This is a genomic window from Oceanospirillum linum (genome assembly GCF_001995095.2).
Lineage (GTDB): Bacteria > Pseudomonadota > Gammaproteobacteria > Pseudomonadales > Halomonadaceae > Oceanospirillum > Oceanospirillum linum.
Genome location: NZ_MTSD02000002.1, coordinates 359793 through 379603, shown reverse-complemented (window position 1 = coordinate 379603; position 19811 = coordinate 359793). Strand labels below are relative to the sequence as shown.

At 52.6% G+C, this 19811-nt stretch carries 18 protein-coding genes; 12 read left to right on the top strand and 6 right to left on the bottom strand.

The window, feature by feature from the left end; translation table 11 throughout:
* Positions 1-3: 3 nt before the first annotated feature.
* Positions 4-822 carry a response regulator transcription factor gene (locus BTA35_RS06880; RefSeq protein ID WP_078319073.1) on the top strand — a complete coding sequence of 273 codons (819 nt, stop codon included), beginning with the start codon at positions 4-6 and terminating at the stop codon, positions 820-822.
* On the opposite strand, the gene BTA35_RS06875 is transcribed toward BTA35_RS06880, so the two are convergent.
* Positions 819-1055 carry a hypothetical protein gene (locus tag BTA35_RS06875; RefSeq protein ID WP_238377515.1) on the bottom strand — a complete coding sequence of 79 codons (237 nt, stop codon included), beginning with the start codon at positions 1053-1055 and terminating at the stop codon, positions 819-821. The two genes, BTA35_RS06880 and BTA35_RS06875, sit on opposite strands and share 4 nt — an antisense overlap.
* A gap of 106 nt (positions 1056-1161) precedes the next feature.
* The gene (locus BTA35_RS06870) at positions 1162-1575 is read right to left on the bottom strand and encodes a YacL family protein (RefSeq protein WP_078319072.1); all 414 of its coding nucleotides are present in this window, start codon (positions 1573-1575) and stop codon (positions 1162-1164) included.
* 434 nt (positions 1576-2009) lie between these two features.
* Between BTA35_RS06870 and BTA35_RS06860 the strand changes: the two genes are divergently transcribed.
* The 9 genes from BTA35_RS06860 to BTA35_RS06820 all read left to right on the top strand — a co-directional run bounded on the left by BTA35_RS06860 (position 2010) and on the right by BTA35_RS06820 (position 12351).
* A complete protein-coding gene (locus BTA35_RS06860) occupies positions 2010-3566 on the top strand; it encodes an ABC transporter substrate-binding protein (RefSeq protein ID WP_078319070.1) in 1557 nt (518 codons plus the stop codon).
* 154 nt (positions 3567-3720) lie between these two features.
* Positions 3721-4698: an ABC transporter permease gene (locus BTA35_RS06855; RefSeq protein WP_078319069.1), complete on the top strand. Its 978-nt coding sequence runs from the start codon at positions 3721-3723 to the stop codon at positions 4696-4698.
* A 6-nt stretch (positions 4699-4704) separates the two neighbouring features.
* A complete protein-coding gene (locus BTA35_RS06850) occupies positions 4705-5685 on the top strand; it encodes an ABC transporter permease (protein ID WP_202931199.1) in 981 nt (326 codons plus the stop codon).
* Between the two features lie 4 nt (positions 5686-5689).
* On the top strand, positions 5690-6682 hold the full coding sequence (locus tag BTA35_RS06845) for an ABC transporter ATP-binding protein (RefSeq protein WP_078319068.1): 993 nt from the start codon (positions 5690-5692) through the stop codon (positions 6680-6682).
* Positions 6683-6684: 2 nt separating this feature from the next.
* Positions 6685-7743 (top strand): ABC transporter ATP-binding protein, encoded by a 1059-nt coding sequence (locus BTA35_RS06840; protein ID WP_078319067.1) that lies wholly within the window; start codon positions 6685-6687, stop codon positions 7741-7743.
* Between the two features lie 120 nt (positions 7744-7863).
* A complete protein-coding gene (locus BTA35_RS06835; protein ID WP_078319066.1) occupies positions 7864-9030 on the top strand; it encodes a M14 family metallopeptidase in 1167 nt (388 codons plus the stop codon).
* Between the two features lie 35 nt (positions 9031-9065).
* On the top strand, positions 9066-10004 hold the full coding sequence (locus BTA35_RS06830) for a LysR family transcriptional regulator (protein WP_078319065.1): 939 nt from the start codon (positions 9066-9068) through the stop codon (positions 10002-10004).
* Positions 10005-10053: 49 nt separating this feature from the next.
* On the top strand, positions 10054-11364 hold the full coding sequence (gene pepQ / locus BTA35_RS06825) for a Xaa-Pro dipeptidase (protein WP_078319064.1): 1311 nt from the start codon (positions 10054-10056) through the stop codon (positions 11362-11364).
* A 168-nt stretch (positions 11365-11532) separates the two neighbouring features.
* Positions 11533-12351, top strand: a complete 819-nt coding sequence (locus BTA35_RS06820) for a DUF2059 domain-containing protein (protein ID WP_078319063.1) — start codon at positions 11533-11535, stop codon at positions 12349-12351.
* An 11-nt stretch (positions 12352-12362) separates the two neighbouring features.
* On the opposite strand, the gene BTA35_RS06815 is transcribed toward BTA35_RS06820, so the two are convergent.
* Positions 12363-13250, bottom strand: coding sequence for an EamA family transporter (locus BTA35_RS06815; protein ID WP_078319062.1), 888 nt, complete (start codon positions 13248-13250; stop codon positions 12363-12365).
* A gap of 165 nt (positions 13251-13415) precedes the next feature.
* Here BTA35_RS06815 and BTA35_RS18265 point away from each other — a divergent pair, with 165 nt between their 5' ends.
* Positions 13416-13634: a GntR family transcriptional regulator gene (locus tag BTA35_RS18265; protein ID WP_202931198.1), complete on the top strand. Its 219-nt coding sequence runs from the start codon at positions 13416-13418 to the stop codon at positions 13632-13634.
* On the top strand, positions 13606-14844 hold the full coding sequence (locus BTA35_RS06810) for an aminotransferase-like domain-containing protein (protein WP_202931197.1): 1239 nt from the start codon (positions 13606-13608) through the stop codon (positions 14842-14844). Before BTA35_RS18265 ends, BTA35_RS06810 begins: the two co-directional genes overlap by 29 nt.
* On the opposite strand, the gene BTA35_RS06805 is transcribed toward BTA35_RS06810, so the two are convergent.
* The 3 genes from BTA35_RS06805 to BTA35_RS06795 form a co-directional block, all read right to left on the bottom strand.
* Positions 14823-16103: a molybdopterin molybdotransferase MoeA gene (locus BTA35_RS06805; RefSeq protein ID WP_078319061.1), complete on the bottom strand. Its 1281-nt coding sequence runs from the start codon at positions 16101-16103 to the stop codon at positions 14823-14825. The genes BTA35_RS06810 and BTA35_RS06805 overlap by 22 nt on opposite strands.
* A 56-nt stretch (positions 16104-16159) precedes the next feature.
* On the bottom strand, positions 16160-16708 hold the full coding sequence (gene moaB / locus BTA35_RS06800; RefSeq protein WP_238377514.1) for a molybdenum cofactor biosynthesis protein B: 549 nt from the start codon (positions 16706-16708) through the stop codon (positions 16160-16162).
* A gap of 126 nt (positions 16709-16834) precedes the next feature.
* On the bottom strand, positions 16835-19642 hold the full coding sequence (locus tag BTA35_RS06795) for a DUF2339 domain-containing protein (RefSeq protein WP_078319059.1): 2808 nt from the start codon (positions 19640-19642) through the stop codon (positions 16835-16837).
* Positions 19643-19811 lie beyond the last annotated feature (169 nt).

The following is a 19811-nucleotide window of genomic DNA, read 5'->3' as shown; positions in this document are numbered from 1 at the left end:
GATATGCAGAAAATAAACTTAGATGGTGCGCTCCCGAGCACACTGGAGCCTCTGGCTGAACTGGTCAGGACGATGCGCAGCCCTCAGTTTCTCTCCTCTATCGGCGGTATGCTGGAACAGTATTTTTCCGGTATTCACTACGTACTTTTCTTCTTAGAACGGGAAAGGCGGCCTGTCGTTCTGCGAGATAATCTCAGTGAAGATCTGAAGCAGAAGGCACTTAAACCCTATTGTGACCGTATGTACCTGCTGGATCCCTTCTATCGCTACTGGCTGACCAATCCGCTACCAGATTTTAAAACCTTGGATGCAGTTGCGCCCCATGGTTTTCGGCAATCGGATTATTTTCGGGAATACTATGCGCCTCTAGGGTTGTACGATGAGGCTATGTGTTTCTTTCAGCCGACTGAAACCCAGTGTCTTGGGTTTTCTTTTGGCTTTTACAGTCATCGGCAGCGGGTAGAGCCTGATCAACTGGCTCAGCAGATGACATTTTTGTTTCCGGTATTACAGGCGATGGTGGAGCAGTTCTGGCTCAGCAGTAATCTGAACCTGCAAACTGATGCGAACCCTGCAGAGCTTTATCTGTTAGATAACTTTGCCAAAGATATTCTCAGTAGTCGTGAACAGGAAATTGCACGACTTATTGTGCTGGGCTATTCCTCAAAAGGTATTGCTGATCGGTTGGGTATTGCGCTGGGGACTGTGAAAAACCATCGGAAGCACCTCTACGCTAAGTTACAGATCAACAGTCAGGCAGAGTTGTTTAACCTTTTTCTTCTATATCAAAATAAAGCACACTGGGATAACCATAGGGCTTAGGCCACCTGCCGGAGCCCGGTTGCAGCAAGCTTTACGATAAGCAGAAAGGGAGGTGCGCCATGCATAAAGAGGTCAAACCAGTCCAGGGGCGCTTTCAGTTCGCCGTTCCCCAGCATGCGGAGCTTTTCTATCAGGTGAGGTTCCGGAAAAAAAGGGGCGAGTCCTAATGTCAGAGAGCCAATGATCAGTAGTGACCAGGGCAGGGCGTCGATCCAGTTCAGCAATGTGGGCATAGAGAAACCTTGTTATTTTATGGATAGATTAAATTAATATATTCTAATTTTAACTATCCTAATTGATTTCTTGTCTGCATCCCAGTGGTCGTGGAACCTGTAGCGGCTAGCGCTGGTTTTCCCGCAGAAACTCTCGCCACTCCTCCAGTAGATAAGCGAAGTCATCCAGCCCGCACTCAGCCTTGGCGTCGCCTTCATCGGCCTGAAGATCCTCCTCTTCAAGACTGGTACGGTCGTAACCGCCTTCGCGCACTTCATGCTCAAGGCTTTCATCAAACAGTAGCCAGTTGGCAATAATCGCGCACTCGTCTGGTGTCAGGGTAATCTGAAACTCGGGGTCATTACCGATATATTCCCGTTTGTTCCCCTGTTTTATATCCGCAATGACCTCCAGAAGGTCATCCAGTGCGCAGATAGACTGGCGTTCTTTGGCATTAAACCAGCGTTCAAGGGCGGTTTGTTCACCGTTCAGCTCAAGACTGCATTGGCCGTCACGGTCGCGGATAAAATCAAATTCCATTATTAGGTTCTCAGGGTTGGGGGCTGATACAAAAAATGAATCGCTCGGGATATTAGGCAAGCCGGACTCGTTGGGCAAGCAGATAACGGCCCAGAAACAGACATTAAAGAAGAAAAGCGGTGTATCCAAAGGTAATGCAGGTGTTTTTTTTACGTTGCGAAGGAGGCCCAGAAACGGCGGAATAGTGGTTTTTTCGCACTTTAAATGGGCAGGATCAGAAATATAAGCTATTTGAATGCCCGTTTTTAGGGAGATATTAAAGTGTCATACGGATCTTGTATGGCATCTTTCGTTATTCAAATTGGTAGACCTTGGGCCTTCCATTAGACTTTTTTCCGATGACAGTAGTGTGTAATGACGCACCGTCTGTGTTCAGAAGCACTTTCCGACTGAACCAAATCGTAAAAAAAGATAATAACTAACGGGAGTCCAAGATGAAAAAATCCGTATCCCTGCTAGCTGGCGCGATTCTGAGCCTGGGGCTCATGACTGGCGCTAATGCAGCAACTTTGAAGATGGCATACGATGCTGACCCTGTATCACTTGATCCGCACGAGCAGCTTTCCGGTGGCACACTCCAGCTGTCCCATATGACGTTTGACCCTCTGGTACGTTGGGATAAGAAGCTGGGCTTTGAGCCTCGTCTGGCAGAAAAATGGGAGCGTGTTGATAATCTGACCATGCGCATCCATCTGCGTAAGGGTGTAACATTCCACTCTGGTAACCCTTTTACCGCTAAAGATGTTGAGTTCACCTTTAACCGTCTGCGCGAATCTGCTGACTTTAAAGGCGTATTTGCTCCTTTCTCCGGGTTGAAAGTGATCGACGATTACACCGTCGAGCTGAAAACTGAAAAACCTTTCCCGCTGATTCTGAATAACCTGACTTACCTGTTCCCAATGGACAGCAAGTTCTACTCAGGTACTGATGCTAACGGCGAGCCAAAAGACAAACTGGTTAAACACGGTAACTCTTTTGCATCCCGTCAGCTGTCCGGTACCGGTCCATACACAGTTGGCTATCGCCAGCAGGGTGTAAAGGTTGAGTTCGACCGCAATGACAACTACTGGGATACCAAGTCTCCGGGTAATGTTGATAAGATCGTTCTGACCCCGATTAAAGAAGCACCGACCCGTGTTGCAGCTCTGCTGTCCGGCGACGTTGATTTTATCGCTCCGGTTCCGCCAACCGACCACAAACGCATCAAATCCAACGATAAAGTGGATCTGGTGACCATGGGCGGCACCTATATCATCACATTCCAGATGAACCAGGAACGTGTTGAAGCCTTCAAAGATGCCCGTGTACGTCAGGCGGTTAACTATGCCATTAACCAACAGGGTATTGTGAAGAAAATCATGCGTGGTTTCGCAACACCTGCTGCGCAGATGAGCCCTTGGGGTTATCTAGGCCACAACGATGCTCTGACGCCTCGTTATGATCTGAAAAAAGCCAAGCAGCTGATGAAAGAAGCGGGCTACGAAGATGGTTTCACCGTCACCATGATGGCGCCTAACAACCGTTATGTGAACGATGAGAAGATCGCTCAGGCGGTTGCATCTATGCTGGCACAGATCAATATTAAAGTTGATCTGAAAACCTTGCCAAAAGCACAGTACTGGGGTGAGCTCGACGCTCGCGCTGCAGACATGATGATGATCGGCTGGCACGCAGATACTGAAGATTCCAACAACTTCTTCGAGTTTCTGACCGCTTGTACTGATACTGATTCCGGTCTGGGCCAGTACAACAGTGGTAACTACTGTAACCCTGAAGCTGACAAGCTGATGGCGCAGGCGAATACCGAAACCAGTCCTAAGAAGCGTGCGCAAATCATGCAGAAAATCGAACAGATGCTGTACGACGATGCCGCTTTTGTTCCGCTGCACTGGCAGAACCTGGCTTGGGCCGCTCGTAAGGGTGTGAACATTGAGCCTGTGCTGAACGTAATGAACTTCCCTTACCTGGGTGATCTGGTTATTGAAGAATAATCCCCGCCTCGTATAAAACGAAGTTCCGCCGGTCAGGCATCTCACTCCTTCCCCGTGATGTCCGGCCGGCTCTGTGTTCCTCTGTGAATGCTCTCTCTAGACATAAAGAATAAAACGACGCAGGGACCCGCGACGTCATAAAGGCAGAACAACCATGATTGCTTTTTTTATAAAACGACTGGCTCAGGCGATAGTAGTGATGTTTGTCATCAGTATTATCAGCTTCTCCATTCAGGATAATTTAGGTGACCCGTTACGTGAGATGGTCGGTCAATCGGTATCAGAAGCCGAACGCCAGGAACTTCGTAATGAACTCGGCCTGAATGATCCCTTTTTAGTACAGTACGGCCGCTTTGTAAAAAATGCGCTGCAGGGTGATTTAGGCACGTCCTACTTTTTTAAAGAACCGGCACTGGATGTGATCCTGGGTAAGCTCCCCGCCACATTAGAGCTGGTATTTGGGGCGTCGCTGATTATTGTTTTTCTCTCGGTGCCGCTGGGTGTCTACTCTGCCATTAATCCTCATAGCTGGTTTTCCAGGGCGGTGATGGGCTTCAGTATCATCGGGATCTCGGTGCCGGTTTTCCTGACCGCTATCGGCCTGATCTACTTATTCTCCATTGAGCTGGGCTGGATGCCTTCCTTTGGTCGGGGTGATACCCAGCCGATGTTCTGGGGCTGGGAGTCCGGTTTCTTTACCTGGGATGGTATCGCGCACCTGATTCTGCCCTGTATTTCATTGGCATCGATTATGTTGCCGCTGTTTATCCGACTGATCCGTGCCGAGATGATGGAAGTGCTGCAGTCGGAGTATGTGAAATCTGCCTGGGCGAAGGGTCTTAACCCGCGCCGTATCTACTTTCTGCACGCACTGAAAAATACCATGCTGCCGGTGATTACCGTGGGTGGTGTTCAGATCGGCACCATGGTGGCTTACACCATCCTGACGGAAACTGTCTTCCAATGGCCGGGTATGGGCTTTTTGTTTCTGGAAGCCATTAACCGTGTGGATACTCCTCTGATTGTGGCTTACCTGATTGTTGTGGGTGCGATTTTTGTGATTACCAACACTATTGTTGACCTGATTTATGGTTTGGTTAATCCAACGGTAAATCTGGCGGGTAAGAAATAAGGCGGCATGACCATGACAAATCAAAATCAAACACCAGCCAGTAAAATGCCTGAGGTAGAGACTGTTCCGACGGCCTGGCAGCGCTTTAAAGATACGCATATCTGGAACAGCTTTATTAAAGACCGTGTCGCCCAGATTAGTCTGACTATCTTTATGGGTTATGTGATTATGGCGCTGTTTGCGCCGGTTATTGCACCCTTTGACCCCTATGATCCGACTCAGATGGACATCATGAACTCCGAGCTGCCACCCAGCTGGGATGAAGAGATGGGTGAAGAGCAATTCTGGTTGGGTACCGATGCCCAGGGACGTGATCTCTGGTCGACGATTCTGTACGGCACCCGTATCTCTCTGACCATCGGCATCTGTGCCGTACTGTTGCAGGCAACGATCGGTATTATCGTCGGTTTGATCGCGGGTTACCGTGGCGGCCGTGTGGACAGCATCCTGATGCGCTTTGCCGATGTTCAGCTGTCGTTTTCTACCATGATGGTAGCGATTGTTGTGTTGGCTATTTTTCAGGCCAGCTTTGGTACTGAACTGTATCAGGATCTGGCAATGGTGATGCTGATTCTTGTGATCGGTATCGCCGAATGGCCGCAATATGCCCGTACCATTCGAGCATCTGTACTGGCTGAGAAAAAGAAAGAATATATCGATGCCGCCCGAGTCATGGGTCTTGGCCAGATTCGTATTATGTTTCGTCATATTCTGCCGAACACACTGAGCCCTATTCTGGTGATCTCTACGGTTCAGGTAGCCAATGCCATTATCTCTGAAGCGTCTCTCTCTTTCCTGGGCCTCGGCATGCCGGTATCTCAGCCCTCCCTGGGTTCTCTGATCTCCAGCGGTTTTGAGTATATTTTCTCCGGTGCCTGGTGGATTACCGTAATTCCGGGTGTTGTGTTGGTTGTGCTGGTACTGGTGATGAACCTGTTAGGCGACTGGCTGCGTGATGTTCTCAACCCGAAACTGTACAAGGGGTAAAACCATGCCGTTATTAGAAGTTAGAAACCTTGAAGTCAGTTTTGGCCTGCGCAGTGGTGATGTAAAGGCACTGCGTAACGTTAATTTCACACTGGATCGTGGTGAGCGCCTCGGTCTGGTGGGCGAGTCCGGTGCCGGTAAGTCGGTATTGGGTTTCTCCATCCTGAACCTGATCTCCAAACCGGGTCGCATCTCAGACGGCCAGATCCTGTTTGAAGGCAAAGATCTGGCGGATATGTCCCCTGAGGAGCTGCGTAATATCCGGGGGAACCGCATCTCCATGATCTTCCAGGACCCGATGATGACCCTGAACCCTGTGCTGACCATCGGCCAGCAGATGGTGGAGTGTCTGCAGGCACACCGGAATATCAGCAATGAGAACGCCCGCACCATTGCGGTTCAAAAACTGCAACAGGTACAGATTCCGTCACCGGAAACCCGTATTGATCAGTACCCCCATGAACTGTCCGGTGGTATGCGTCAGCGGGTGGTGATCGCCATTGGTCTGCTGATGGACCCGGATATTATCATCGCCGATGAACCCACTACAGCACTGGATGTGACCATTCAGGCTGAAATTATGGAACTGATGGTCGAGCTGTGTGAACGTAATAACGTTGCTCTGATTCTGATCACCCACGATTTGGGTGTGGTGTCTCAGGTTACACAGAAAGCGATTGTGATGTACGCAGGTCGTATTATTGAGCAGGGGCCAACCCGCGAGATTATCAACGATGCTCAGCACCCTTATACTCAGGGGCTGATGAATGCCCTGCCTCAGATGGCAATTCCCGGACAGCGTCTGAATCAGATTCGTGGCTCTATGCCCTCTTTGCAGAAAATTCCGACGGGTTGCGCATTTAATCCCCGCTGTGATTACCTGCGTGATGCCTGTACCAAACAGCTACCGGGATACACCGTATCCGGTAATTGTAAGGTGGCCTGCCATATGGTGGCCGAATTGAAGCAAGCGGAACAGGCACCCCACGAGGCATAATCATGACCGATCAGAATACGATGAAGACAACTGAAACGGATCAGATACAGGTTAGTGAGTCTCTGGTTCAGATCCGTGGTTTGTACAAAAAATTCAATATCTCCGGCGACTTTCTTGATCAGCTGAAGTTTAAAGGCGGCAAGATTGTTCGTGAACAGGAGTTTGTTCATGCCATTAATGGCGTGGACCTGGACATTAAAAAGGGTGAAGCTCTCTGTGTGGTTGGGGAGTCCGGCTGTGGTAAGTCCACAGTGGCTCGTACCGTGATGGGACTGCTGACGCCATCGGCGGGCACCATCAGTTACCGGGGCGAGCGTATTGATGATCTGGATGATAAGCAGCTGCTGTCGTATCGCAAAAAGATGCAGATGATCTTCCAGAACCCCTATGCTTCCCTCAATCCACGGATGACCATTGCGCAAACGCTGGAAGAGCCGGTTACGGTTCACAATCCTGACTGGACGGCCCGGCAGGTGCGGGACAAAGTACATGAAGCGATGTTCTCCGTGGGTATCGATCCGAGCTGGGGCGAACGATTTGCCCATGAGTTTTCCGGTGGTCAGCGTCAGCGGATCAGTATCGCCCGTGCCTTAGCGGTCGACCCTGAGTTTATTGTCGCCGATGAACCTATCTCTGCACTGGACGTATCGATTCAGGCTCAGGTGTTGAACCTGCTGATGGATGCCCAGGAAAAACGTAACCTGACCTATCTGTTTATCACCCATGATCTTTCGGTGGTGGAGCACTTCGGTACCCGTGTGGCGGTGATGTATCTTGGCTCTCTTTGTGAGCTGGCGGCGACTAAAACACTGTTCGCTAAACCTCGTCACCCGTACACTCAGGCGTTGATGTCTGCAATTCCGCGTCTGGAAGATGATCGTCCGCAGCATATTAAGCTGCAGGGTGAGGTGCCTACTCCGGTGAACCTGCCCAGTGGATGTGTTTTCCATGGCCGCTGCCCTTACGCGAATGAGCGCTGCAAACAAGAGATTCCGCAGTTGATCACCACTGATGAAGGTGGTCAGGTGGCTTGTCATGGCGTTGCAGAAGGCCGCATTTAAGCGGCCTGTACCGGCTTGGTCACCCAAGACGTTGCGTTGTCATCCAAGACGTTGCTTTGCAACCCAATACTTTCTTCTTATTAAAAGCCGCTTAACTGAGCGGCTTGTCAGGGAATGGATATGAGCTTAACAATCCCGTCCAGGATCAAGATCAGCAGTCAGTTCGACGCCGGTAATGTTGAGGTGCTGGATCTGACCAACCCCAAGGATATTCAGCTGAGTATCTGTCACGATAACCAGTCTGATTTCTTCCAATGGTTCCATTTTCGGGTACAGGGTGCGGCTACTCAACCGCTGAACCTGCGTATTGTGAATGCCGGGCAGGCCGCCTATGTGGATGGCTGGCCGGACTATCGGGCCGTTGCGTCCTACGACCGTGAAACCTGGTTCCGGGTCGATACCGCTTATGAAGCCGATACCGGAGAGCTGGTTATTCAGCATACTCCGGCTCAGAACAGCATCTACTTTGCCTATTTTGCCCCCTACAGCTGGGATCAGCATCTGGATCTGATCGGTCAGGCGCAACAGTCTGCACTGTGCGAGGTGCATGATATCGGCACCACCCTGGATGGTTATGATCTGAATCTGCTGAAAATCAGTAAGGCTTCCGATGATCCGACAGCAAAAAAACAGATCTGGGTAACGGCTCGTCAGCACCCCGGTGAAACCATGGCAGAGTGGTGCGCTGAAGGCTTTATCGCCCGTCTGCTGGATGAAGATGACGCCTTGGGCCAGTCGGTTCTGGAACAGGCGGATCTCTATATCGTGCCGAATATGAATCCCGATGGCTCCATTCGCGGACATCTGCGCACTAACGCCTGTGGTGCTAATCTTAACCGGGAGTGGGAAACACCAACCCCGGAGCGTAGCCCTGAAGTTCTGGCGGTACGTACCCTGATGCAGCAAAGTGGTGTTGATCTGTTTCTCGATCTGCATGGTGATGAAGCTCTGCCGTGCAACTTTATCGCCGGTCAGGAGGGAGCCCCTCATCTCAGCCCGGAAGTTCTGGCGCAGGAAAATAGCTTTAAACAAGACCTTGAGCAGATCAACCCTGACTTTCAGACGGCACGGGGTTATCCACCTGGCAAATTTGGCCCTGAGACCTATACTATTGCAGCCTTCTGGGTTGGCAGGGAGTTTAACTGCCCATCCATGACCCTGGAGATGCCATTTAAGGACTATGACAACCGCCCGGATGCGGATTTTGGCTGGTCACCGGAGCGCTCTGTTAAACTGGGGGAGTCCTTACTTTACCCGGTACATCAATGGTTGCAGGCTGGTTTATAAGCCCCCGGTAGTTGTTTGCTCTTTTAAGGTACGCTATGGAAGTTAGATGGCTCGATGATTTTATCGCTCTGGCCCGGGCCCGGCATTTCTCCCGGGCTGCGGATGAGCGCAATGTCACCCAGCCCACCCTCAGTCGCCGTATCAGGCTGCTGGAGGAAGAGATGGGCACAACACTGATCGACCGCAACAGTCTTCCGCTGTCTCTGACCGCTGCCGGCGAGGTGTTTCTGGCCGGTGCGGAACAGATGACCCGCATCGCACGGGAGACCAAGGTGCGCTGCAATGAGATTCGGGAGCAGCAGAGTAACCGGCTGACATTTGCCACAACACAGACACTCTACCTGACGCTCTATCACTCGGTACTGATGCCGTTTTCAGCCCAGCATAACCTGCCCATTGACCTGAATCTGAAATCCACTTCATGGGTGGGTGCGGACTTTGTTAATGCTTTGTCCCAGGGGGAGTGTGATCTGGTGCTCTGCTTCTGGCATCCCACCATGAAGGTGGCCCGGGATCTGGATGATGAACGCTTTGAAAGTCTCACCGTCGCACGGGAAAAACTGGTGCCGGTAACCGCCAACGATGAAGATGGGCGTCCACTGTACTATCTGCCGGGACAGAAAAGTCAGCCGCTGCCCTATATCGGCTATTACGAGAACTCTTTTATGCGCTCAGTGCTGGATCACTTTGTTCAGCAGCAACCGGAGCCGCCTCAGCTGGTCACCATGAATGAAAATGTCCACTCGATCAGCGTTAAAGCGATGATTAAAGAGGGCTTTGGTTTTGGCTGGGTACCTAAGCGTCTGGTCAACAGTAGCCTGGAACATGGCAGCCTGAGCTTGGCTGGTGGTGAGGAGTGGCATGTGCCCTTAGAGGTTCGTCTGTACCGGAACCGTCAGAATATTCAGCCCAATATTAAGCAGCTCTGGGCTCTGTTAGAAGATGCCCTTGCCAGCCAGTCTCTGAACGTCTGATTCAATGTTTCAACTCGCCTGAGGGCGGGTTAGCTTAAAAAGGTTTTTTATGTCTGCACTTTATTTTGCACACCTGTCTCAACTGCAATCCCGGTTTGAAACACTCCTGCATGAGCATTCGTTTGATCAGCTTTTGATCGGTTCCGGTCATCTGCACAAGCACTTTCTGGATGACACCCGTTATCCCTTTCGTCCAAATCCACACTTTGTTTACTGGTCGCCGTTCCTGACACAGCACCCGGATTGCTGGTTACTGGTTCGTCCCGGACAGAAGCCTTTAATGTTTTATTACACGCCGAAGGATTTCTGGCACCTGACACCGGATCTGCCTTGTGCAGACTGGGCGCTGGGTTTTGAGTGGATCGCCTATGATGATCCGGCGGCTATGCTGGCGACGGTGGGTCAGGCACGTACGGCTCTGATCAGTGAACAAGGTCTTGAGGGCGCGCATCTGAGCCATAACCCTGAGGCTCTGATCCATAGCATTAACTTTGGCCGGGCGATCAAGACCGAATGGGAGCAACACTGCCTGCGGGAAGCCAACTATCTGGCCGTTAAAGGCCACCGCGCCGCTCAGCACGGTTTTGAATCCGGCCTCAGTGAATACGCCATTCATCAGGCTTACCTGAGTGCGATTTCACATAATGAGCGGGATATGCCCTACGACAATATTGTCGGCCTGAATGAACATGCCGCTGTACTGCATTATCAGTTTCAGCAACGGTCAGCTCCGGGCGAGCATCGCACACTACTGATTGACGCCGGTGCCAGCTTTAATGGCTATGCGGCCGATATCACCCGTACATTCACCCAGGACGGTACCTTGTTCTCTGATCTGGTGAAAGGACTGGATGACCTGCAGCGTCAGCTGTGTCAGCAGATCAGTGCCGGCAGCAATTTTGTGGCCCTGCACGAGCAGATGCACCTGATGATTGCCGATCTTCTGAACCGTTTCGGTCTTGTGCATGCCAACCCTGAAGACCAGCTGGAGCAGGGTATTACCCGCACCTTCTACCCCCATGGCCTGGGCCATCTTCTGGGACTGCAGGTTCATGATGTGGGGGGCTGGCAGCAAAATGCGGCAGGAGTTCAACAGGAGCCACCGGCTGAGCATCCTTTTCTGCGTCTGACCCGTACACTTGAGGCAGGCTATGTTATTACCGTGGAGCCGGGAGTTTACTTTATTCCTCAGTTGTTAGCGGAGCTGAAAGCCTCGAAGGCTTCAGAGCAGATCAATTGGGCGATGGTGGAAAAACTACTGCCTTATGGCGGTATTCGCATTGAAGATAACCTGTGTGTGATGGGGGATGGCAGTGAAAACTACACCCGTGATGGTTTCGCGCGGTTAAGTGATCTCTGAATTTACCACCCTCTATCAGACGAAGCTCAGCATGATGGTGTTACAGGGACGGTACGATGGATACAAGGACGGTATCCGGGTGTTACATAATGGCGTGGAATCCGGGGGCGGCTATTGGCAAAATGCGCCTTAGCACGGACTGTTATCCACTTTGACTCAGGATCGATCATGATAAAAAAGATGAACCGTATTTGTATGGCAGTGCTGGTACTGACTCTGGGGCTAATCTCCCCAGCGCAGGCCGCACCTTCAGGCAAGGATGTTACGCAATTATTGGATATTTCAGGCGTTTCTGCTCAAATTTCTGAATTTCCTCTGGCGATTAAAGAAGGTATTGCAGATGCGGTTGATGAAGGAAGAATTTCTTCTGACAGTGCCTTTAAAGTACAGCAGCAAATTGACCTGAGCCTGAATGAAGCGGTTATTCTTTCGGATATTTCCCAGTCCCTTAAAACAGAGATGTCCGCGGCGGAAGTGAATGAGCTTCTGACCTGGTTTGACTCGGAGCTTGGCCGCCGTATTACCTCTGAAGAGGCAAAAGCTTCGGAGCCGGATAGCCAGGCGTTGATGATGGCCCATGTCCAGTCACTGATGCAGGATCAGAGCCGGATGGCACTGGCCGCTCAGATCAATAAAGCGGCAGGTGTCACCGATATTACCCTTGATATGCAAAAGCAGGTTGCCTCTGCGATCTTTGTTGTTCTGGAGCGCTCATCCGGGGAGGGCGGTGATATCGATCTGGATGGCTTTCATCGTCAGCTGATGATGTCTGAGTCAGAGACGCGGCAGCAGATTGATCAGATGGTCACCATTGCCCTTGCGTTTACTTACCGTAACCTTGACCAGAGTACCCTTCAGTCCTATATCCGGTTTCTCTCGCAGCCGACAACGCAAAAGTTTAACCAGACGGTGCAGCAGAGTATTAATAACAGCATCGAACAGGTGGTGCGCCAGTGGGCTGCTAACATGAGTGTTGCAGCCCGTTAGGTTGGCAATATCTACCCGTTAGCCTGCGTTCGCGGGCGGCTGAGCCAACTTTTTTGCCACTGTCCGATCAGAAAACCTATCAGAATCAGCGCGCAGGCCAATAGCTTGGTGTCGCTGATGGTTTCTCCATGAAAGATCATACTGCCCAGCAAGCCAAATACCGGCGTCAGCATGGTTAACGGTGCTACCGTTGATAGTGGGTACTGAGTCATCAGGCGATTCCATAGCCAGTAGCCGAGCAGGGTGGTCGGATAAGCCTGAAACAGCACCGAGAACCAGACGCTGCCGTTCATCTGTTCCGGCAGGGTGGCAAATGCTTCAGTGCCATAGGTGACCAGGGCAAGGGCTGCCAGCGGCAAAGGCGCAAACAGCATGCCCCAGACGCTGAAGGCGAAGATCTGCTGAGTATTAGCAAGCTTTACGATCAGGCCGATAACCGCCCAGCTTAAAGCACCGATCAGAACCAGCATTAAGCCAGCCAAAGGCACGGAGCCATCTTCAAGACTCAGGCTGACCACCGCACCCAGTAAAATCAGGCCCGCTCCCACGGTCTGACGTGGACTGATTTTCTCTTTGAGTACCAGCCAGCCGATCAGAAGGCTGGCGATAAGGCTCAGATCCATCAGCACACCCGCCATCCCGGCACTGACCCCCAGAGTGATCGCCGAGGTCATCATGCCCCAAACTCCGACACCAAAGGTCACGCCATAACTTACCAGATAGCGTAGTTTCACCTTAGGACGCTTGATAAAAAAGATTACCGGCAGCACGGCAAAGGTAAAGCGCAGGGTGGTCAGCACAATCGGATTGATCTGATCGGCCCCCAGCTTAATGACAGAGAAATTAAACCCCCATAAACACATAATACTTAAACCCAGTAGCAGGTCTTTCAGGCGCATCGTTTTGTTCTCCCTAAAACACTGAAACGTGTTGTTCTGTTGAGAGGTGAGTCTCAGCCTTTGCCAGAAAAGATAACAGCATCAATTTTTGAAAATAAAAAGTATACAGTTCCTCGGTGTGGCGCTAACCTGAACAAACAGATCAGTTGGATTCGGAGGTGAGACGTGCGTTATCAGGGGATTGCTGAACAGATTATTGATGATATTCAGGCGGATAAGCTCGCTCACGGTAGCCGTATGCCCTCCCTCAGAAAGCTGGCGCAGCAGTTTAATGTCAGCATGACCACCGCCATTAATACCTATCACTATCTGGAAGAGCTGGGCTGGATTATCGCTAAACCCCAATCGGGCTTTTATGTTTCCCGCCCCCCTGCTGGCGGGTAAAATCCCGGAGCTGCCTCAGTTTCGCAGTCAGCTGAAAAGCATCTCTTTTCAGGAATCCGGCATTCACTATCAGCCGGGTATTTATGAACCCGGCCCTTTAGGTATCTCCCAGTTAGCACCGGACCTGATGCCGACAGAAGCGTTGCAGCGCAGTCTTAAGCGGGGTGTGACACGCCTGGCCCGGCAACTGCATACCTACCCGGATCGTCAGGGTGATCCGGCGCTGCGTCTGGCGCTGGAAGAGCACTTTTCTGCCTACGGTTTTCCGCTATCCGCCAAAGATCTGGTGATTACCGGAGGGTGTATCGATGGGGTGCGTATCGCGCTGGAAACCGTATCCGACCCCGGTGATGCCATCGCCATCAGCTCCCCCTGCTTCAGCGGTCTGCTGGAGCTATTGGCGGGACTGAACCGCAACGTCGTGGAGATTCCTTCAACTGCAGAGGGGATCGATCTGGATCAGTTTGAGGCCCTGCTGAAGGCTGAAACGGTTAAGGCCGGGCTCTTCAGTACCTCCCATATGAACCCGCAGGGGATCAGCATGACGGCGGCTCAGAAACAGCGGTTGGCGGAACTGGCCAACCACTACCAGGTGCCGGTGATTGAAGATGATATCTATATCGAACTGGGTCAGAGCAAAACACTGCCGTTACCGGCGAAATATTGGGATAAGGGTGGTTTTCTGCTCTGGTGTGGCTCGGTGTCGAAAACCCTGAGCGCCGGTTTTCGTGTCGGCTGGTGTCTGCCGGGACGGTTTTTCACCGGCTATGAGCGGCGGCACGGGGTGAATCATTTTGGCATCAGTACACCGGTACAGGCCGGTTTGGCGGATTTTATTAATACCGGCCAGTACCGCCGTCATCTCAATCGGGCACGAATCCAGCTGCAAAGAAACCTGCAGGGTTATCGGGAATATCTTCTGGCGCACCTGCCGGAGGGGAGTGCGGTCAGCCAGCCCACCGGGGGTATGGTGCTCTGGTTACAGATACCGGGGCTGAACAGTCAGCAACTTTGGCAGCAGGCGGTAAAAGCGGGGCTGGACCTGAGAATCGGCCCGGCCTTTACCACACTGGATTATTACCAGGACTACGTGCGTATCAACGCAGGCTGGCCATTGGATGATAAGATTGAAACCCTGCTGGAGTGTTTTATTGGGCTGGTAAAAAGGCAGCTCGTTATCCAGCCTGATTACGGAGCCAGCATCAGATAATCCATCGGCAGGTATTTCACCCAGTCACCTTCCCGAACCTTTTGTCCCGGCTCCACAATCGCCAGGGCATCGGCCCACTGGCAGGAGGTGAGCACACCGGAGTTCTGGGATGGTGCCAGCTCAATACGCATCGGCTGGCTGGGCAGGTCACCGGGGCGCAGACGGACACGGCGAACCCGCAGATACTCCCGACGTTCACCGGCATCGATATTAAACTCCGCTTCAGCATACCGGTACACCGGAGCCGGCACCTCACCCCGCCCCTGAAGGACGCCGAGAGCCGGACGAACCACCACCAGGCAGGTCAGTAAAGATGACACCGGATTACCGGGCAAACCGATAAAGGGGGTTTCTCCCTCTGCTGTTTTAATCTGACCGAAGGCCAGAGGCTTACCGGGTTTCATCGCCATACGCCACAGGTTAAGGGTTCCCTGTTGTTCGATGGCAGGCTTCACATGATCCTCTTCACCCACAGAGACGCCGCCACTGCTGATCACCAGATCCGCCTGACAGGCTGCTTTCTGCAGCGCTTTTACCGTCGCTTCACGATCATCCGGGATGATTCCGCTATCGATGACCTCGCAGCCCAGATTCGCTAACAGTGAGAGCAGCATGTAACGGTTAGAGTTAAAGATCTGTCCCGCCTGAAGAGGGGCACCGGGTTCAACCAGTTCATCACCGGTACTGAGCAGCGCCACTTTAGGTTTCTGATGAACAACAACCTCCGCCTGGCCGATCGATGCGATCAGCCCCAGCGCCACCGCATCCAGACGGCTGCCGGTATTTAACAGCACCCGACCCTGCTGAATATCCTGCCCGGCCTTACGGACAAAATCCCCCTGGTGAGGGGCATCGATATGGGTATGAAAGCTGACCTTGTCGCCATCCACTTTCACCTTCTCCTGCATAACAATGGTATCAGCACCATCGGGCAGAGGGGCTCCGGTAAAAATTCGGGCGCAGGTGCCGGGTTGTAGAGGTTCTGGCTGCTGTCCGGCGGGAATGCGCTGACTGATGGTCAGTGGACTCTTTTTCAGGTCTTTAATATTCAGTGCATAGCCGTCCATGGCACTGTTATCCATGCCGGGCACATTGATCTGGGAGACAATGGGCTCTGCCAGGACGCAGCCCAGCGCCTGAGAAAGAGGCTTGACCTCTGTTGCAACCGGTCTGATAGCGGTACAGATACGGCTGATCGCTTCATCTACAGGCATCAGTCCCGGTTGATCACAGGCGTCTTTTCTCGTTTTAAGCAGCATAACTTCCGGTTTCCGTTGTCGGTTTTGTTGGCGCAGCGGGTGTTATCAATATTCAATTAAACGTGCTGAGCATTGCCCTTGGTCAGCAAGGCCACGTAATTGCAGGGACGGTGGCGGCTATCCAGCTGATCCTGAATCACTTTATACCAGCCGGTACGGCAGGCACCGGTGGAGCCCGGCAGACAGAAAACCAGGGTGCTGTTCGCCAGTCCGCCAATGGCACGGGATTGAATGGTAGAGGTTTTGATCTCATCATAGGAGACCATTCGGAAGATTTCACCAAAGCCATCAATCACTTTGTCCAGCAAAGGGGTTACCGCTTCCGGTGTGCTGTCACGACCTGAGAAACCGGTTCCGCCGGTGCTGATAATGCAGTGGATCTTTTCGTCGGCAATCCAGTTAGAGAGGGTCGCCCGCAGCTTGTAAATATCATCCGGAACAATGGCGCGATCACCCAGTTTGTGACCGGCTTCTTCCAGGCATTTAACCAGAGTATCGCCGCTTTTATCGGTTTCCGGGGTGCGGGTATCGGATACGGTAAGCACCGCGATATTCAGGGGTACTTCAACAGGTTCTGCTGTTTGGTTGTCCATTATTTGTGTCATGGGGTTACCTTGTTCTGAATAATTAACGTTGGCGAAAGCTGTCCATCTTTAACACAAAGCACAGCGTATGCCATGATGATCAGGAAAAAAGCCGGAAATCCTCTGTTATCATCTGAAATATTCCGGTTAGGGCTGCTGATCGGCAGTCATCTTGTGATTGAGTCTCTGGTGTAACCAGGCCAGGGCCAGTAACGCAAGCCCCAGCCCCATAAAGGACGCGACACGCCAGAGACCGGTCAGATCAGACATATCAACTAAAAATAGCTTAGCTACCACAACCAACAACAAGCCCATCCCTGCTTTATAGAGTGATAACTGCTGTCGCCAGCTCCCGATAAGGAGTGCTGCGGAGGCCATCAGCAGCCAGACCACAGAGTAGGTGTATAGCTCACCGTTTGAGGTGCCGTGACGCAGTGCCATATCTCCCGCCTGAGCAATATCCCCTGACTGCCAAAGATGTCGAATCTCCATGGAAACAAACAGCAGCAGGTTGGCACCGGCAAACATAATGGCGTAACGGGCAAAAGGGGTGGGCAGTAAACGCCAGAGTGCGATACCGATCAGCGTGGGCACACCGTAACTCAACAGCAGCAGGTTAAATACCGGTGTTGTACCCAATGTGGTCTCATCGCTCCATAGAGGGTTACCGGCAAGCAGTACAAAAACACCATAGTTTACGATGGCTGCGGTCAGGTGTACTCCCGCCAGGACGTCATAGAAGCGCACCAGGTGCTGGCTGATTCGGGCCCGGTAAAGATAAATCGCTGCTGCACCGCCCCAGATCAGGGTATTCAGGCTGGCTTCCAGGAAACTGTATTCAGAGGTAAAAATATCGCCATCGTAGAGCCAGTATCTTAACTCCGCCGCGATGGTCAGAATCAGCAGATGCGCCGTTGCACCCTGCAGCCAGGCACGCATTTTAATATCAGATTGCAGCAGCCACCCGGCGAGCACCGTAAAGAGGGTGGCCCCACCGTAGGTCCACAGTGACCAATGGCTACCGTTGTCGTAAGTCAGTAGCCATGGGTTTAGTGTCAGGCGGAGTACCACCACAGACAGTACGGCACGGATGACCCACGGCATGTAGGTCAGCTGATAGCGGCGCTGGAGCCAGGACAGGCTCACCAACTGCGCCGCCAGCGCCAGGGTCAGCGTGGCATCCGCCAGCCAGATCACTGCCAGAAGCGTCAGGCTCAGGTGCATCGATGCCGTTATCATCACCTTAAAGGCATCACTGTAGTAGGGCTGGTTTCGGTTAACCGCCCAGCGCATCAGCAGCAGATAAGCGATGCTGACGGCAAGGGCAACCGAACCCCAAACCCACGCATCGGTAAAGCTATTCAGTGCGTAATACGCCGTAGACAGCAGTGCCACCGGTGTTAACGCCCCCATGCCCGCCCAGTAGGCCGGTAACGGATAACGCTGCCGGATCAGCCAGATCGCGGTGCCGCCGAACAGCAGGCTCAGCAGTATAAAGCGCACGATCAGGCCGTATTGGAGGCCGTAAGAAACGGTTTCCAGGACAACCCGGTCATCTATTTCCGTCAGAAGGGGCAGCAGTGCCGCCATGGTGGTGGTCACCAGTGCGATCACCGGTAGCAGGAGCAACAGCGGACGGCGGGCCGCCACCAGAATCAATAACGCCGGAAGCAGTAACAGGCTGATCGGGCTGGTATCAGCGACCCCTTCAATCCACAGGCTCCAGGCCTGAGCTAGGGTCACCAGCAATAACAACATCCCCTGAAACCAGACGGTGCTTTGGCGTAGCTTGTTTAACTGTGACCGGCGAAATTCAGCCTCTTTCAGGTTTTTCAGCCCCTGCCACAGGTCTTTTACGGCGCTCTGATGATCCTCCGGCCAATCGATCTGTTTTAGTGTCCAGTCAAAGCGCGGCACCGCAAGGAAGAGATAGGCGATGACCAGCAGATAAAGGGAACGTGCCCCCTCCATGGGCGTTGTCGCCAGGGATGCGAGCCACCAGAGAAGGCTACCGGCGATAACCCCGATCCAGAGCCAGCGGCGTTCAACGTAGGAGATCAGCCAGAGACTGAAAAATGTCAGAATGGTGCTGTAGACCAGCGCCAGTTCGATCTCACCGCTACCTGTGTTGACCAGTAAAGGAACAATATAGCCGCCCAGCATGCCCAGTGCCGCCAGAACCGGCCCCTGGCGCAGGGCCAGTGCCATGGTGGCGAAGGAGGTCAGGGCCATTCCGGTAAACACCAACATGGGGGAGACCTCCGGGAAGAGCCGGAAGGTGGCAAACAGCGCCGAGTAGAGAATGATACTGGCACCACCGGCCAGTGAGGCAAAGACGTTATGGGGGCCTTTAGTGCGGTGCAGATGCTCTGCCAGACCATGCAGACCCAGCCCCGCCAGAAGGGAAAGGACAATCCGGGCCATGGGCCCCAGAATACCCTGTTCTATGGAGTAACCCACCATAAAGACACCAGCCAGGCCAACGCAGATACCGCCGAGCCAGATCATCCAGTGTTGCTGCACGCTTTTTTTCAGGCGGTCAAACCAAGGGGTATCGGTTTCTTCCGGCCTCTGATCCGGCACTGGAGGCGGAGAAGCCTCTGCTCTAAGGGCGCTGGGTTGCTGAGTCTGATCTGCCGCACGGTTTTGGGCGGGCACTATTTCGGTATCAGCTATAGCTTGCAGTGATGCCGGGGAGAGGGCCGATTGTTTTGGCGCTTGGCCCCCGGCCTGATCCAACCGTTCCCTCAGCTGCTGCTGACTCAGGCTCTGGTCTTTCAGTCGGGTATCAAAGTGCTTCAACACCTGACGGTACTCACTCAGCTCATCCCGCAGGCGTTTTAGTTCGTCCCGCTGATGCTGAGTGCGGAAAAAGGCCGCCATGCCCAGCGCTGCCATCACCAGCCCTGCCGTCGGGACAATAAAAAGAAGGGCGATTAATAAAGCTTCATCCATGGCATGGAGATCCTAGAGTACACATTCCCGTCTGCCGGGTATAAACCGGTAGCGACAAATACCGTTGAGGGTTATTGGTCAAAAACAGAGTGCATACTAGCAGATTACAACTGAGTGGCTACAACCGGGGGCGAGATAAGTGGCTACAACCGGGGGCGAGATAAATGCC